The organism is Synechococcus sp. H55.2 (assembly GCF_047462495.1).
GTDB lineage: Bacteria > Cyanobacteriota > Cyanobacteriia > Thermostichales > Thermostichaceae > Thermostichus.
Genome location: NZ_JANSJH010000072.1, coordinates 1 through 15,140 on the forward strand (window position 1 = coordinate 1; position 15,140 = coordinate 15,140).

General features: G+C 62.3%; 11 protein-coding genes and 1 riboswitch. Of the genes, 4 read left to right on the top strand and 7 right to left on the bottom strand.

Going from position 1 to position 15,140, the window contains the following annotated elements:
- Positions 1–50: 50 nt before the first annotated feature.
- The 5 genes from NW844_RS09230 to trpC all read right to left on the bottom strand — a co-directional run bounded on the left by NW844_RS09230 (position 51) and on the right by trpC (position 5,296).
- Positions 51–1,121 carry a sirohydrochlorin chelatase gene (locus NW844_RS09230; RefSeq protein ID WP_414335096.1) on the bottom strand — a complete coding sequence of 357 codons (1,071 nt, stop codon included), beginning with the start codon at positions 1,119–1,121 and terminating at the stop codon, positions 51–53.
- A 29-nt stretch (positions 1,122–1,150) separates the two neighbouring features.
- Positions 1,151–1,287: riboswitch (cobalamin riboswitch) on the bottom strand.
- A 112-nt stretch (positions 1,288–1,399) separates the two neighbouring features.
- The gene (locus tag NW844_RS09235) at positions 1,400–3,730 is read right to left on the bottom strand and encodes a heavy metal translocating P-type ATPase (protein WP_414335097.1); all 2,331 of its coding nucleotides are present in this window, start codon (positions 3,728–3,730) and stop codon (positions 1,400–1,402) included.
- A gap of 127 nt (positions 3,731–3,857) precedes the next feature.
- Positions 3,858–4,052 (bottom strand): heavy-metal-associated domain-containing protein, encoded by a 195-nt coding sequence (locus tag NW844_RS09240; protein ID WP_414335098.1) that lies wholly within the window; start codon positions 4,050–4,052, stop codon positions 3,858–3,860.
- Positions 4,053–4,116: 64 nt separating this feature from the next.
- The gene (locus NW844_RS09245) at positions 4,117–4,356 is read right to left on the bottom strand and encodes a DUF5340 domain-containing protein (RefSeq protein ID WP_414335099.1); all 240 of its coding nucleotides are present in this window, start codon (positions 4,354–4,356) and stop codon (positions 4,117–4,119) included.
- A gap of 40 nt (positions 4,357–4,396) precedes the next feature.
- Positions 4,397–5,296 (bottom strand): indole-3-glycerol phosphate synthase TrpC, encoded by a 900-nt coding sequence (gene trpC / locus NW844_RS09250; protein ID WP_414335105.1) that lies wholly within the window; start codon positions 5,294–5,296, stop codon positions 4,397–4,399.
- Positions 5,297–5,648: 352 nt separating this feature from the next.
- On the opposite strand from trpC, the gene hmpF reads away from it, so the two are divergent.
- The 4 genes from hmpF to fabD all read left to right on the top strand — a co-directional run bounded on the left by hmpF (position 5,649) and on the right by fabD (position 10,570).
- On the top strand, positions 5,649–7,382 hold the full coding sequence (gene hmpF, locus NW844_RS09255) for a pilus motility taxis protein HmpF (protein WP_414335100.1): 1,734 nt from the start codon (positions 5,649–5,651) through the stop codon (positions 7,380–7,382).
- A gap of 209 nt (positions 7,383–7,591) precedes the next feature.
- Positions 7,592–8,683, top strand: coding sequence for a phosphate acyltransferase PlsX (gene plsX / locus NW844_RS09260; protein ID WP_414335101.1), 1,092 nt, complete (start codon positions 7,592–7,594; stop codon positions 8,681–8,683).
- Positions 8,684–8,688: 5 nt separating this feature from the next.
- Positions 8,689–9,696, top strand: a complete 1,008-nt coding sequence (locus tag NW844_RS09265; protein ID WP_414335102.1) for a beta-ketoacyl-ACP synthase III — start codon at positions 8,689–8,691, stop codon at positions 9,694–9,696.
- A 4-nt stretch (positions 9,697–9,700) separates the two neighbouring features.
- The gene (gene fabD / locus NW844_RS09270) at positions 9,701–10,570 is read left to right on the top strand and encodes an ACP S-malonyltransferase (protein WP_414335103.1); all 870 of its coding nucleotides are present in this window, start codon (positions 9,701–9,703) and stop codon (positions 10,568–10,570) included.
- Here the strand turns inward: fabD and NW844_RS09275 are convergent.
- Together NW844_RS09275 and gcvP are read right to left on the bottom strand one after the other, a co-directional pair.
- On the bottom strand, positions 10,548–12,161 hold the full coding sequence (locus tag NW844_RS09275) for a glycoside hydrolase family 3 protein (protein ID WP_414335104.1): 1,614 nt from the start codon (positions 12,159–12,161) through the stop codon (positions 10,548–10,550). The genes fabD and NW844_RS09275 overlap by 23 nt on opposite strands.
- Entirely contained in the window at positions 12,158–15,124 is a 2,967-nt protein-coding gene (gcvP, locus tag NW844_RS09280) for an aminomethyl-transferring glycine dehydrogenase (protein ID WP_414335106.1), read from the bottom strand. Before gcvP ends, NW844_RS09275 begins: the two co-directional genes overlap by 4 nt.
- Positions 15,125–15,140 lie beyond the last annotated feature (16 nt).

The following is a 15,140-nucleotide window of genomic DNA, read 5'->3' on the forward strand; positions in this document are numbered from 1 at the left end:
GGTGCTATCCATCCCCACCGTATAGACGGTGGGGAATTCCGCACCTTACGTTAAGGCACTTGCCAAGCCCGTCGGTGGTAATCCTCTAATTGAGCCCAGGGATCCGCAGCCGCTGCGGGGGCATGGCCGTGGTTGTGGTGATGGTGATGGGATCCCTGCCCATGGGAATGATGGTCATGATGATGGTGGTGGTGATGGGATCCCTGCGCGTGAGGGTGATCCTGATGGTCATGGTGATGAGTATGCCCCACTCCCAGCTCTGCGCTCACCGCCAGGCGAAACTTGCAGAGGTGGCAGTTCATTGGGGTTTGGCCCTGGAGGGCTTCCTGCTCCAGTTGCTGCAGGCTGTGCAGCACCGTATCCACAAGACCCAACTCCGGCAGCATCAGCCACTCGATCTCGGGGTATTGGCGTCGCCGCTCTTGCACCGCCGCCTCGATTTTTTTCACCAGCACCCCTGTGAAGAGAAAATAGGGCAGCACGATCACCCGGCGCGGCTGCCAGGACAAGGCCCGCTCCAAACCCACCGGCAGGCGGGGGTGGGTGATGCCGATAAAGCAGGTCTCTACGGCGGCCAACCCCGACCCTTCCCAGAGCAGCCGGGCCAGCTTACAGGCTTCGGCGTTGGCTTCGGGATCGCTGGAGCCGCGACCGACAAACAGCAACACCGTTTCCGCCCCTGGGATCTGCCGCGGTTGGGCAGCCAGCAAAGCGGCCAAGCGATCTCGCAGCAGTTGCAAGATCTCGATGCGGATCCCCAGCGGCCCCCCGTAGTGGATGCGCAACTGCGGGTGGAGGGCCTGCAGGCGATCCAGCTCCACGGTCACGTCGAACTTGTTGTGGCGCGCCCCAAACAACAACAGCGGCAGGGCCACGATCTCCTGCCACCCTTGGGCCAAGCATTGTTCCACCCCCTGGGCGATGCTCGGCTGCGCCAGCTCCAAAAAACAAGGGATCACCGGCCGCTGGGGGGTGAGGGATTGGTACGCTTGGGCCAACTCCAGAAAGGCTTGCTGCCCCTCCGGGTCGCGGGATCCATGGCCGATGAGCAAGAGGGGCAATGGAGGAGAAGGAAACTGCCCAACCGCAAGGGGAGGGGAAACAGGGAGGGTATTCAACACAAAAAACTCCGTTCCTTGTGAATCGCAAGGGGTACAGGACAAGGGCAGGTGGGTGTTCTGGCTGAGGGAGGGATCCCATCACAGTTGCGTCACAGTGGCGGATTTGCACCGCGCTTTCCCCAATCTGCCCGAGCCTCTTAGGTTAGCTTGCCGCTTGCTCTTCACCAAGCCCCCCTGGGGGGATAGCCCCGGCCCCCTACCTTGATCCCTAGCTCCCCTCTCCCTCAGGGAGAGGGGCTGGGGGTGGTCGCGTGAGCGGCGCGGAGCGCTTGGGTGCCTCAGGGAGAGGGGCTGGGGGTGAGGGCTGGGAGAGGGGTTGGGGGTGAGGGCCGAAAATGCCGCAGCCGCAGGGCATTAGCCACTACAGAAACAGAGCTCAAGGCCATGGCCGCCCCCGCCAGCATGGGGTTGAGCAACCAGCCGGTGAAGGGGTAGAGCGCCCCGGCGGCAATCGGGATCCCGAGGGTGTTGTAGATAAAGGCGAAGAAGAGATTTTGGCGGATGTTGGCAAGGGTGGCGCGGCTGAGTTGAATGGCGGTGACCACGCCCCGCAAATCGCCGGCTATCAGGGTAATGTCGCTGGCGGCTATGGCCACATCGGTGCCCGTCCCGATGGCGATCCCCACATCGGCTTCTGCCAGTGCCGGCGCATCGTTGATGCCATCTCCCACCATCGCTACCGGGTGTCGGGGCCGTCTGAGCTGGCGAATGTAGGCTGCCTTTTGCTCAGGACGGACTTGGGCGATCACCCGGCGAATGCCTGCCTGCCGAGCAATGGCCTGGGCAGTGGTGGGGTTATCCCCGGTTAGCAGAATCACCTCCAGGCCCATCTCCTGCAGCTGGCGCACCGCGGCGGGGGAGGTGGGTTTGATCGGGTCGGCAATGGCCAACAGCCCCACCAGACGATGGGATTGCGCCACGCCGATCACCGTTTTGCCCTGGCTTTCCCAGGTCTGAACCCGCTCCGACCAAGAGGGATCCCACGGGATCCCCAGCCAGCTCAGCCGACCGATGCGCACCTGCTGCCCCTCCACCCAGGCTTCTGCCCCCTCGCCCACTTTTGCCTGAAAGTGCTGGGCCGACGGGATTGAGATGCCTTCGGCTTTGGCTTTTTGCACCACCGCCTGGGCCAGCGGATGTTCCGAGTATTGTTCCACTGCTGCTGCCAGGCGCAACAGGGCTAGGGGAGAAGAGCCTGGCGTCCAGATATCGGTGACGCTGGGACGGCCCTCGGTGAGGGTGCCGGTTTTGTCCAAGACCACCGTGCGCAAGCGGTGGGCCAATTCCAGGCTATCGGCGCTTTTTACCAGGATCCCCAATTCCGCCCCCCGCCCCGTCGCCACCATGATCGAGGTGGGGGTGGCCAACCCCAGCGCACAAGGGCAGGCGATGATCAGCACCCCAATGGTGTTCACTAAGGCCAGCGTCGGATTGCCCGCCAGCCCCCACCAGAGGACAAAAGTTAGAATGGCTACCCCGATCACCGCCGGCACAAACCAGGAGGTCACCCGATCCGCCACTTGTTGAATGGGGGCCTTGGATCCCTGGGCCTCCTGCACCAGGCGCACGATCTGGGCCAGAAGCGTATCTTTGCCCACCCGCCGCGCTTCCATCACAAAGCTGCCCGTCTGGTTGAGGGTGGCCCCGATCACCTCATCTCCTGCCGACTTGCTCACCGGCAGGCTCTCGCCAGTTACCATCGACTCGTCCAGGCTGGAGGATCCCTCTAGAATGACCCCATCCACCGGCACCTTCTCACCGGGGCGCACCCGGATCCGATCCCCCACCTGCACCGCCGCAATCGGGATATCCTGCTCCACCCCGTCGCGGATGACCCTTGCCGTTTTCGGCTGCAACCCCATCAGCTTGCGAATGGCTTCGGAGGTTTGCCCTTTGGCCCGCTGCTCCATCCACTTGCCCACCAGCACCAGGGTGACGACCACCGCCGCCACTTCGTAATACACATCCGGGTGCAGGCCCTGGCGATGAAAGAAGTCGGGGAAAGTCGTCGCCAAAAGGGAGTAGAAAAAAGCAGCGCTCGTTCCCAAAGCTACCAAGGTATTCATGTCCGCCGAGCGCCGCTGCCAAGCCGCCCAGGCGCCACGATAAAAATGCTGGCCCACCCAAAACTGCACCGGCGCCGTCAGCAGCAACTGCAACCACGGATCCTGCAGCCAGGGGGGCAGGCCGGGGATCTCCCGTCCCAGCATCATCGGCAGGGATCCGATCAGCAGCACCGTGCTGAGGCCCACTCCTATCGCCACCTTCAGCTTCAATTCCCGTTCTGCCGCCCGTTGGGCGATCCGTTCTGTGTCGTCCGGATCCGACTGTTGCCAATCGTCTTCGACCAAGCGCGCCCGATACCCCGCCTGCTCCACCACCCGGATCAATGCTTGGGGATTCACCAGCCGGGGATCCCCGCGGACGATGGCCTGCTCGCTGGCAAAGTTGACCGTTTGGGCTGTAACGCCCCGCACGCGACTCAGGGCCTGTTCAACGCCGGCAGCGCAGGAGGCACAGCTCATACCCTGGATGGCCAAGCGCCAAGTGCCGCCAGCAGATGAAGCGGACAGGCCGGGGGCAGCGGAATGGGAACCAGAATCAGACATGGCTGTCCTCAGAGCAAAAATTTAGGTAGTAAAGAAAAAGCGACGCAAAAGCTCTCTTCCCCCCCACAAGGGGAAAACCCCACCTCTGAACTCTGTCCTGCCGACGCCGCCGGGCAGGAAAAAATCGCTAGGCCGGCGGATAGCCCACTTGGGCAAGCACCTGCCGCCAGTCGCTGTCGGCTCGCTCAGACGTAATCCGCACCTGCTTGGTCTTGGGATCCGCTTCCACTTGGGCCTGGGGATCCCGCTGCCGCACCGCCTGCGTGATGGTGTCCACACAAGCGGAGCAGGCTAGCTTCGGCACCGTCAAAACAACTTGCATCCTGGGAAGCCTCCCCAACCCAATGCCACCTGCTTGATGCTAAACCTTCCAGTGGGCTGGAAGGTCAAGAGGGTGGCTGAGGCTCCTCTATGTTCCAGCGGTAATCCACCTGATAGCCCCGCTGTCGCCACTCCTCCTCCAGTTGCAACTGTTGGGTCAGGGCTTTGCGCAAAGAGTTGATCAGCTCTTGCGTGCGGGCTCGATTGCCGAAATCCTGTTCCTCCACAGTCGGAAACGTTTGCCGCTCCAGAACCCGCAGCAGAAATTCGTAGTGGACGTGAGCTGGCACAGGAATACGTTTCATCGATCTAGGCCATTCTTGGGATCCATTGACAATCCTGGGTTTACTGGGATGACAACAGGGAGCGGACGGCTTGGCCGGGATCCGGCTGCGTTACCAGCGCTTCCCCCACCAGCACGGCGCGCACCCCCCAGCTCCGCAACTGCTGCAGATCGGCAGGAGAGTGAATGCCGGATTCGCTGACCACCGGCAGATCGCCCAGGCGATCCCGGTGGGCGGCCAAGAGATCCCGCGTCGTGTTCAAGTCCACCGCAAAGGTTTTGAGATCCCGATTGTTGATGCCGACCAACACCTGACCTTTGGCCTGGTGCAGTTGCGGCAAGCCCAAAACCCGCTGTAACTCTTGGCAAGTGTGCACCTCCAACAGAGCTGCCATGCCCAATTGCTGGATCAGCTTGAGAAAATAGCCCAAATCCGCATCCGAGAGAATGGCAGCAATCAACAGCACCGCATCCGCCCCCAGAGTACGCGCCCAGAGGATTTGGTAAGGGTAGAGGATGAACTCCTTGCACAGGATGGGGATCCCGACTGCCTGGCGGATCTGGCGCAGATACTCGCCGCTGCCCTGAAAAAACCGCTCATCCGTGAGCACCGACAGGCAACTGGCTCCCGCCGCCTCGTAGCTTTGGGCAATGGCCACCGGATCAAAGGGATCCCGGAGAACCCCACGGCTGGGGGAGGCTTTTTTTACCTCGGCAATCAGAGAAACCGGATGAGGAGATTGGGTGAGGGCCGCCACAAAATCCCGCACCGGCGGCGCTTGATCCAGTTGCTGCTGCAATTGCTTCAAGGGGAGCTGCTCCCGCTGGCGCTCCACCTCCTGCTCTTTGTGCCAGATGATCTCCTCTAAAATGTGGCGCGGTTTGGCTTCCGGCGCTGTTGTCTGGTACACCTGAGAGGCGACGACGACCGGCGGGGCAGGAGAACGCCGACGAACGGCCAGCGGCTCACCTTCTAGCTCCATACCACCCCTGAACAGAACTCTACACCTCACCCTAGACTACTCTAGTGCTCTGCGGTCGGTTTGAATAGCTACCCCGAATATCCCCAAACCGCCTCTGGCAAAGGTGTTTCTTTTACCCTATGGTTGAGTGTAGAGCTGAAGCGCTGCCCAGAGCGATGTGGAATCAAAATCAACAGTAAACGTAGTCGAGAAGCTTGACGCAGCCTCTTGCGCTCTGGGGAGTTTTGCTCCGGCAGTCGTTCCGTCCCTCTTTTTTGCCGATCGTGGGCAAAGGCTCGGCTGAGCAGAGTTGGGAAGATTGCTGTCCATGCTGTTTTGAAGGAGTTCAGGCGTGCTGTACCTAGCAGAGCTATCCAAGCCGATTGGGTTTGCTAAGTCATCTCTGCAATTGCTGGCCAAGCAGCAGCAGGACAACACCTGGGTGGCCGTGAACGAAGAATCCATTACCCTGGAAGGCCGCATTGCCCAAGAGGCCGGTCGCTTCAAGGATGGGGCCTTGGTACTGGCGGAAATCTCCGGCAACCGTCAGGTTGCCCGCATCAACGAAGCCGCCCGTCAACTGGTAACCTACCTGCAAAATTTCAGCCGTTTGCAGGACAAAGCCCGCAGCCAGGAAGAGGAGATCGAAGTTTGGAAACAGTCTCTCACTTTTCAGGCGCATGAGCTGACTCGCCGCGAGATGGAATTGGCAGCCCAAGAAGAGGAGGTGCGGCGGCTGTACGAGCAGTACAAGGGCGTGGAGGAAGAGCGCAAGCTCCTGGACAGCCTCAAAGAGGAACTGGCGACCCAGCAAGCCTACCTGGCCGAACAACAGCGCCTGATCGGGGAACAGCGAGAAGCCCTGAACCGGCAGCGGCAAGAGTTGCAAGCTCAGTTGCAAGAGGCCCGCTCCAGCCGTTTGGGGGAAGCAGAAGCAGCCCAGCTCCAGGCTTTGATGCGGCAGCTTCAGGAGAGCCTGCATCCGGCCGGGGATCCCTTGGCGCTTCTGCACAGCCTAAAAAGCCAGGTTCAGCAGCAGCAGGAGCACTTGAATCAAGAGATTGTCCAATTGGAGGCAGAACGTCAGCAGGCCCAAGCCCGGCAAGAGGAGCTGGATCGGGACCACCGCGCTTGGCAAGAACGCCGCACGGCTTGGTGGGGATCCCGACAATCCCTAGAACAAGGTCAAGCGGAATGGCAAGCCCGGCAGGGATCCCTGCGAGCCTATCAAGAGCACCTGCAGAGGATCCTCCAGCAGTTGCAATCCCAAGAGAGCTTGTTCCAAAAAGCCTATCGTCTGGTGCAGGAGTACGACTTCATCGTCGATGGCAGCAGCAATGGCGGGCCAGGTGCCTCAGGGTCGGCGATCTCGGTGGAGGAGCTGGCGGCCTTGGTGAGCCAACTGCGTCGCGATTATGAGCAGCGGGCAGCCCAGGTTAGCCAGCAGCGGGCGGAGCTGGAGCAAAACCGGCAGACCCTGCGGGAGCTGCAAGAGCGGCTGGCCACCGCCTCTCCCGAGGAGCGGTTCGATATTGAAATGGATATTGACTACGCCCAGTCTGCCTGCAGCGCCCTGGAAGAGGCCCTGGCGCCCCAGGAGAAAAACCTGCAGCGGGAATACGAAGAGCTGGCCCGCCAGGAAGCCCGTCTCAGGCAGCTTCAGAATCAGGCTGCCGCCCCGGTTCAAGTGGATATCGGGCCGATCCTGGAGCAGATCGGCAGCCAGAAGCAGGATCTTCTTCAGGAAAAAAACCGTCTGCAAACCCTCGTTCACCAACTGGAATCCTCCCTGGCCTCTCAACAGGAGCAACTGGCCCGCCAAGAGCAGGAATTGCAGCAGCAGTGGCAACAACTGGAGCAGGAGGAGAGATCCCTGCGGGCGCGCACCCAGGCGATGGCCGAAACCTGGGGCCGCCTCAACCACCTGCAGGCCACCCTCTACCCCGAGCGAGATCGCTGGGCGGAGTTGGCAGGAGAGTTGGCGCAGTTGGAGGCGGAGCTGGGCCAACACCAGGCGAGAAACTCCGCGGCCCACGCCCACGTCCAACAGGTCCACTCTCTTTTGGCTGCCCTCACTCAGGCTTGAGAGGGTGGGGAGAGCCGGCTCCAACGGATCCCTTCTGTTTCGGCGCAGGATCTGCAGTCTTAACGAAGAGAACAAATCTGGTAAAATTCGGTAGCATCCTGCAGCCATTGAGGCTCCCAGCTTTTGGGCAGGGGAACTGCAGAGCTTGTTGCGCTTTGCTCCGGTTCTTGCTTGCGGTTGCCAAGGACATTCCAATGTGAGGTCGGCTCGTGCGAATTGCGGTTGATGCGATGGGGGGTGACTATGCTCCCGAGGAGATCGTCAAGGGTGCCTTGCTGGCCCATCGACAGCTTCGGGTCGGGATCGCACTGGTGGGTTGCCCGGATTCCCTGAAGCCCTTTCTGCCCCAGCCCTTGCCCGCCGGGATCACCCTTGTGCCCGCTGAGGACAAGGTGGGCATGGCAGAAGAGCCCTTGATGGTGCGCAAGAAGCCCAAAGCCTCCATCAACGTCTCGATGCAACAGGTGCGGGCCAACCAGGCGGATGCGGTGGTGGCCGCCGGCAACACCGGGGCAGCGATGGCTGCAGCTTACCTCAATTTGGGCCGACTGGGGGGAATCGACCGTCCCGCCATCGGCGCTCTTTTGCCCACTTTGAAGGGCAAGCCGGTGCTGCTTTTGGATGTGGGCGCCAACGTAGACTGCCGGCCCCGCTTTTTGGAACAGTTTGCCCGCATGGGATCCCTTTACTGCCAGTGTGTGTTGGGGATCGAGAAGCCGCGGGTGGGCCTGCTCAACATCGGCGAGGAGCCCAACAAAGGCAACGACTTGGCCCTGGCTACTCACCAGCGCTTGAGCCAGTTGCCAGGGATCCACTTTGCCGGCAATGCCGAGGGGCGGGACGTGCTGACCGGGGAGTTTGACGTGGTGGTGTGCGACGGCTTTGTCGGCAATGCCCTGCTCAAGTTTGCCGAAAGCGTCGGCCAGGTGATCACCCAGGTGCTGCGGGAGGAGCTGCCCCGCGGTTGGCGCGGCAAGCTGGGCTGCTGGCTGCTGCGGCCCAACCTTAAGCAAGTGAAGCGGCGCATGGACTATGTGGAATACGGCGGCGCTCTGCTGCTGGGAGTGAACGGCATCTGCGTCATTACCCACGGCAGCTCCAAGGCGCCGATGGTCTACCATGCCATTCGTTTGGCCAAAGAAGCGGCGGAGCAAAAAATCCTGCAGCGACTGCAAGCGGAAATGGCCGATCCTCGCGAGTCTCATCTCAGTTCCGAGCGGCGCGCCCGGCCTTTTCAGTCTGCCTCTGACTGCAGCTCAGAGGTGCTGCCTCTGCGACCTTTGGATCGGGTGGAAGGATAGCGTCCATGCCCAGCAATGGCCTCCCAACGGTGCGGCTGGTGGGGGTGGGGGCTGCCCTGCCGGAGCCTTGCCTGAGCAACGAAGACCTCAGCCAGATTGTGGAAACTTCCGATGAGTGGATCTGGCCCCGCACTGGTATCCGTCAACGCCGTATTCTCCCTCCCCACTTGAGTTTGGTGGACTTGGCGGCTCAGGCGGCAAGGGCCGCTCTGGATCAAGCCGGGATCCCGCCCCGAGAATTGGATTTGATCCTGCTGGCCACTTCCACCGCCGTCGATCGCTTCGGCTCGGCTCCACAGGTACAGGCGGCGCTGGGGGCAACGGGGGCGGTGGCTTTTGATCTGACGGCAGCCTGCACAGGGTTTGTGTTTGCCGTGGCCACAGCAGCGCAGTTTTTGCAAACCGGTCTGTACCGGCGGGCGCTGGTGGTGGCGGCGGATGTCCTCTCCCGCACGGTGGATTGGGCGGATCGCACCACCTGTGTCCTGTTTGGGGATGGGGCGGGGGCGGTGGTGCTGGAAGCGGGGGAAGCGGGAGCTGGCGGCATCCTCGGCATTGAGCTGCGCAGCGATGGCAGCGGCAGCGAGCTGCTCAGCTTGTCCATGGCCACCGAGGCCAGGCCCCTGGTGGGATCCCTGCAGGTGGGTCAATACCGCTGCTGCCCCATTGCCATGAATGGCCGCGAGGTGTACAAATTTGCCGTCCAGGTGGTGCCGGAGATTATCGAGAAAGTTCTCTTTCGGGCCGGGATCCCGGCGGAGGCGGTTCAGGGGTACTTTATCCACCAGGCCAACCAGCGCATTCTCGATGCCGTGGCCAAGCGCTTGCAGTTGGATCCACAACGGGTGGCCAGCGTCCTGGAACAGTACGGCAACACCTCCGGCGCTTCGGTGCCGATTGCCTTGGCCACCTGGATCGACCAAGGACGGTTTAGCGCTGGCGATCTGGGGGTGATGGCGGGCTTTGGCGCCGGCCTCACCTGGGGAGCGATTGTCTTTCGTTGGGGGAAATGAATTGATGACCGTTGCCTGGATCTATCCCGGCCAGGGATCCCAAGCGGTGGGGATGGGAAAAGACTTACAAGATTGGCCAGGGGCGGCCCAGAAGTTGGCTTGGGCCCGCGAGATGCTGGGATGGGATCCCTTGGCGCTGTCGGAAGCGCAGATCCATCAAACTGTCTACACGCAGCCGGCTTTGTTTACGGTGTCGGCCCTGCTGACGGACTATCTCTATGCCCAGGGGCAGGCTCCCGCCTGCACAGCCGGCCACAGCTTGGGAGAATATAGCGCCCTCTACGCCGCTGGGGTATTTGATTTTGAGACTGGCCTGCGGCTGGTGGCGCTGCGGGGCCGATTGATGGAAGCCGCAGGGGATCCGCCGGGCAGCATGGCGGCGGTGATGGGGTTTGATCGCGACAAGCTGGAGCACCTGTGCCAGATGATCCCTGAAGTTACCCTGGCCAACGACAACAGCCCGGATCAGGTGGTGATCAGCGGCTCGGTCGAGGGGGTGCAGGCTGTTTGTGAGCAGTTGCAGGCCAAGCGCACCGTTCCTCTCAAAGTCAGCGGCGCCTTTCACTCGCCCTTGATGCAGGCGGCGGCGGCAACCTTTGCCCACACCTTGCGCGCGGTTGACTTTCAGGCTCCGCGAGTGCCGGTCTACAGCAACTGCACCGCCACCCCCAGCCGGGATCCCGCGGTTCTCAAGCAGGCGCTGCTGTCCCAGATGACCGCCCCTGTCCGCTGGCGAGAGACAGTGCTGCAGATGGCTGCCGACGGCATCCAAGAGGTGTGGGAAATCGGCCCCGGCAATGTCCTGACGGGCTTGGTGAAGCGAACAGTGCCCACCCTGGCGCGGCGCAACATCAGCAGCCTCGACCGCTGCTAAGGGATTCCACCGGCAAGCGACCCCGGGCCGGGATCCGCCCCAGCAACACCTGGAGCAGCGCCTGCAGCGAGACAGGGGTAGAGCCATAGCAGGCCAAATAAACCGGGATCTGGGGCAGGGCAAAGGCATCGTAGGGGGATCCCAAAGCCAACCCGATCACCTTTTCGGGAGGAAGGGATCCCAGCAACTCCCTCTGAAGTGGGTAACGAAATAGATCAAGGGAGCCCACCAGCACTTGGTCAGCTCTTGGCGCCCTTTGCAGGGTTGTTTGCCAATCCTCAGGGGTAGGCTCTGGGCTGATCTTGAGAATTTGAGCAGCAGGCCGGGCGTTTTGGAGAAGATCCCCCAGAAGAGGCACAGGAGTGATGAGCAGCGGGTCGGGGGCCAAAGGGGGCAGGGATCCCCGCAGGAGCGTGATGCTGTCTTGAGCGATTTGGCGGGCCAGCGCTTGGTGCTCTTCCAGGTCGGCAGAGGGGAAAGGGGGGCAGGGGGATCCCAGTCCGTAGCGCCGCTTCAAGTTCAAAATCCGCTCCACCGACCGATCCAATTGTTCAACTGACAAACGCCCAGCGCGAAACTGTTGCAGCAGATGGGCGTAGGCTTCTTTTTGGATGGCCGGGCTAAAGCCGGGATCAGCCCCAAATAGGAGCACATCGGCCCCTGCCCGGAAGGCCAGTTCTGCCGCTTCGGGAATGCCATAGCTGCGGGCAACGGCCCCCATGGTCAGGGAATCCGTCAGAACAAGCCCCTTGAACCCCAGCTTCTGCCGCAACCAACCCGACACCACCTCAGGGGCCAGCGTTGCCGGCCGCAAAGACTGCGTCCTGCTGTCGCGTTCGCGGAAGCGTCGCGTAGCGCTAGCGGATCCCAGGGCCGGCATCACCACATGCGCCGTCATCATCGCCTCTGTGCCTGCCCGGATCAAAGCCTGGAACGGGCGCAGCTCCGTGGCCTGTAGCGCCTCCAGAGGGCGATCCACCCGCGGCAACCCCAGGTGGGAATCGAGGTCGGTGTCCCCATGGCCGGGAAAATGTTTGGGCGTGCAGAGGATCCCGGCTTGCCGGTAGCCACGCCACAGGGCCAGGCCATAGTCCGCTACCTGTTTCGGATCCGACCCAAAGGCGCGGATGCCGATAATGGGGTTGTGGGGGTTGCTGTTCACATCCACAACGGGGGCGAAGTTGAGGTTAAACCCCAAACTTTTCAGCTCCGTTCCCACCGCACGGGCCATCGCTTCCGCCTTCGCCAGGGATCCCGCCGCTGCCACCGCCATGGCGCTGGGAAACACGGTTACCCCCTCGGTGAGGCGCACCACCGGCCCCCCTTCTTGATCAATGCCTATCCACAAGGGGATACGGGCTTGTGCTTGAGCTGCGGCAATGAGTTGGGCTACCTGGGGCAACGTTTGAATGTTTCCGGCAATCGAATAGAAGATCAGACCGCCCACGTGGCAGTTCCGGATCATCTCCTCGAGGGCAGGGGAAAACTCGGCTCCCTCAAAATAAACCAGGAACAGTTGCCCAACTTTTTCCTCAAGGCTCCAAGCCCTGGGATCCACTTCGGCGGCAGGAAAAGAGATCGGGCGTGTCAAAGCAGATATCCTTCGACGTCACTGCTAAAGGATCGGGTTTCCAGCCAGGGCTGACAACTGCACACCAGGTGGCGATCCCCGTAGGCGTTGTCGATGCGGCTGACGCTGGGCCAGAACTTGCGCTCTTTGACCCACGGGAGGGGATAGGCGGCCAGGGAGCGAGGGTAGGGGCGATCCCAGTGATCGGTGACCACTACCTCGGCGGTGTGGGGGGCAAGTTTAAGGGGGTTGCGCACGGGATCCATCTCGCCCCGCTCAATGGCAGCAATCTCCTGGCGAATGGCAATCATTGCCTCGCAGAAGCGATCCAGCTCTTCTAGGGATTCGCTCTCAGTGGGTTCCACCATCATTGTCCCCGGCACTGGCCAGGAGATGGTGGGGGCGTGGAAGCCGTAGTCCATCAGCCGCTTGGCTACATCCTCGACCTCAATGCCGGCGCTTTTCTTGAGGGGGCGCAGGTCCAGGATGCACTCGTGGGCCACCCATCCCCCTGGCCCTTTGTAGAGCACCGGGTAGTAGGGATCCAGCCGCTTGGCGATGTAATTGGCGTTGAGGAGGGCCACTTGGGTAGCTAGGGTGAGGCCGGCGGATCCCATGAGGCGGATGTAGGCCCAGGAGATGGGCAGGATGCTGGCGCTGCCCCAGGGGGCAGCACTGACCGGGCCGTTGCAACCAGGCAAAAACGGGTGGCCGGGCAAATGCGGCAGGAGATGACGGGCAACGGCAATAGGCCCCACCCCCGGCCCGCCGCCGCCGTGGGGGATGCAGAAGGTCTTGTGCAGGTTGAGATGGCAGACATCGGCTCCCAGCTCTGCAGGACGGCAGAGGCCCACCTGGGCGTTGAGGTTGGCCCCATCCATGTACACCTGCCCCCCGGCCTCGTGGATTATCTGGCAAATCTCGCGGATCCCTTCCTCAAACACCCCATGGGTGGAGGGGTAAGTAATCATCAGGGCGGCCAGCCGTTCCCGGTGCTGCTCCACCTTGGCCCGCAGGTCTTCGAGGTCGATGTTGCCGGCCCTGTCGCAGGCCACGCTCACCACCTGCATCCCGGCCATGACAGCGCTGGCGGGGTTGGTGCCATGGGCGGAGGTGGGGATCAGGCACACCTGGCGCTGGCTTTCCCCGCGGGCCTGGTGGTAGCGACGAATGGCCAGCAAGCCGGCATATTCCCCCTGGGATCCGGCGTTGGGCTGGAGGGAGACGCCGGCAAAGCCCGTGATCTCTGCCAGCATTCGCTCCAACTGGGCAAAGAGGGTTTGATAGCCGCGAGCTTGTTCCAGAGGCGCAAAAGGATGGAGCTGGGCAAACTCCGGCCAGGTTATGGGCAGCATCTCGGCTGTGGCGTTTAGCTTCATGGTGCAGGAGCCCAAGGGGATCATGGAGTGGACAAGGGAGAGATCCCGGCTCTGCAGGCGGTGGATATAGCGCAGCAGCTCCGTTTCCGAGTGGTAGCGGTTAAACACCGGATGGGTGAGGTAGGGGGTGGTGCGCAAGAGCTGAGGCGGCAGGCTTTGGTGGGGATCCGAACTCAGGCCTTCGGGATCCCAGGCTGGCTCCTTGGAGCCAGCGAAGATTTCCCAGAGATCGCGCAGATCTTGAGAGGTTGTGGCCTCGTCCACGCTGATCCCCAGGGTAGTCTCGTCGATCCGCCGCAGGTTGATGCGCCGCTGGGCGGCCCGCTCTTGGATCTGGCCGACCTGTTCGGGGGACTCTGCCTTCACCCAAAAGGTATCGAAGAAATACTCTGGCCCCACCCTGTAGCCCAGATCCCGGATCCCGGCGGCCAGGTGATGGGCCTGGCGATGGATGCGTTCGGCAATTTGCCGCAGGCCGCGCGGGCCGTGATAGACGGCATACATGGAGGCCACCACCGCTAAGAGCACCTGGGCGGTGCAGATGTTGCTGGTGGCCTTGTCGCGGCGGATGTGCTGCTCCCGCGTTTGTAGGGCTAGGCGCAGGGCCGGCCTGCCCTGGGCATCTTGGGAGATCCCCACCAGCCGCCCCGGCAGCAGCCGTTTGTGGGCCTCGCGGGTGGCAAAGTAGGCAGCGTGGGGGCCGCCGTAGCCCAGGGGCACCCCAAAGCGCTGGGTGGATCCCACCACAATGTCTGCCCCCCACTCCCCTGGCGGTTGCAAGAGAGTCAGGCTGAGCAAGTCAGCAGCTACGGCCACCACCATCCCTCTTTGGTGGGCCTGCTCCACCAGCTTGCGGTAATCCCGGATCTCTCCATAGGTGTTGGGATACTGCAAGAGCACGCCAAAGCCGTTCCCAAGCTCAAACTGGGAAGGATCTGCCACACGCACCTGGATCCCCAAGGGCTCTGCCCGCGTCTGCACGACGGCAATGGTCTGGGGATGGCAGCCGCGATCCACCCAGAAGACCTGGGATCCCTTGCCTGCCAGGGCGTAGGCCAGGCTCATAGCCTCAGCGGCAGCAGTGGCTTCGTCCAGCAGGGAGGCATTGGCGATCTCCATGCCTGTTAGATCGATCACCATCGTCTGGAAATTGAGCAGGGCCTCTAGCCGCCCCTGGGCGATCTCCGCCTGGTAGGGGGTGTACTGGGTGTACCAGCCGGGGTTCTCCAGAATGTTGCGCTGGATCACCGGCGGCGTCAGGCAGTTGGAATAGCCCATGCCCAAAAAGGAGCGCCACACCTGGTTCTGGGCCGCCATTGCCCTCAGTTCTGCCAATACTTGCTGCTCACTGCTGGGGGATCCCAGGTGCAGGGGTCGGCTGCTGCGAATCGCCGCCGGCACCGCCTTATCCACTAATTCCCGTAGAGAGCTCAGCCCCAAGGCCTGCAACATCTGACGGATTTGCTGGGCGTCTGGCCCGATGTGCCGCCAGACGAAGAGTTCTCTCTGCTCTAGCAGCTCCAGCTCTGGATCGGCGGCAGAGAGGGGTTGAGGCGTCTCCCGGCCAGAGGGGCTGAGGGGATGGAGGATGGTGGAGTCGGACATGGGGCAAAACAAAAGC

Excerpts from the sequence above, each read along its gene's own strand:
- NW844_RS09235 (WP_414335097.1), bottom strand. The coding sequence starts at position 3,730 with ATGTCTGATTCTGGTTCCCATTCCGCTGCCCCCGGCCTGTCCGCTTCA.
- NW844_RS09240 (WP_414335098.1), bottom strand. The coding sequence starts at position 4,052 with ATGCAAGTTGTTTTGACGGTGCCGAAGCTAGCCTGCTCCGCTTGTGTG.
- NW844_RS09245 (WP_414335099.1), bottom strand. The coding sequence starts at position 4,356 with ATGAAACGTATTCCTGTGCCAGCTCACGTCCACTACGAATTTCTGCTG.
- NW844_RS09265 (WP_414335102.1), top strand. The coding sequence starts at position 8,689 with ATGCCCAGCAATGGCCTCCCAACGGTGCGGCTGGTGGGGGTGGGGGCT.
- fabD (WP_414335103.1), top strand. The coding sequence starts at position 9,701 with ATGACCGTTGCCTGGATCTATCCCGGCCAGGGATCCCAAGCGGTGGGG.
- gcvP (WP_414335106.1), bottom strand. The coding sequence starts at position 15,124 with ATGTCCGACTCCACCATCCTCCATCCCCTCAGCCCCTCTGGCCGGGAG.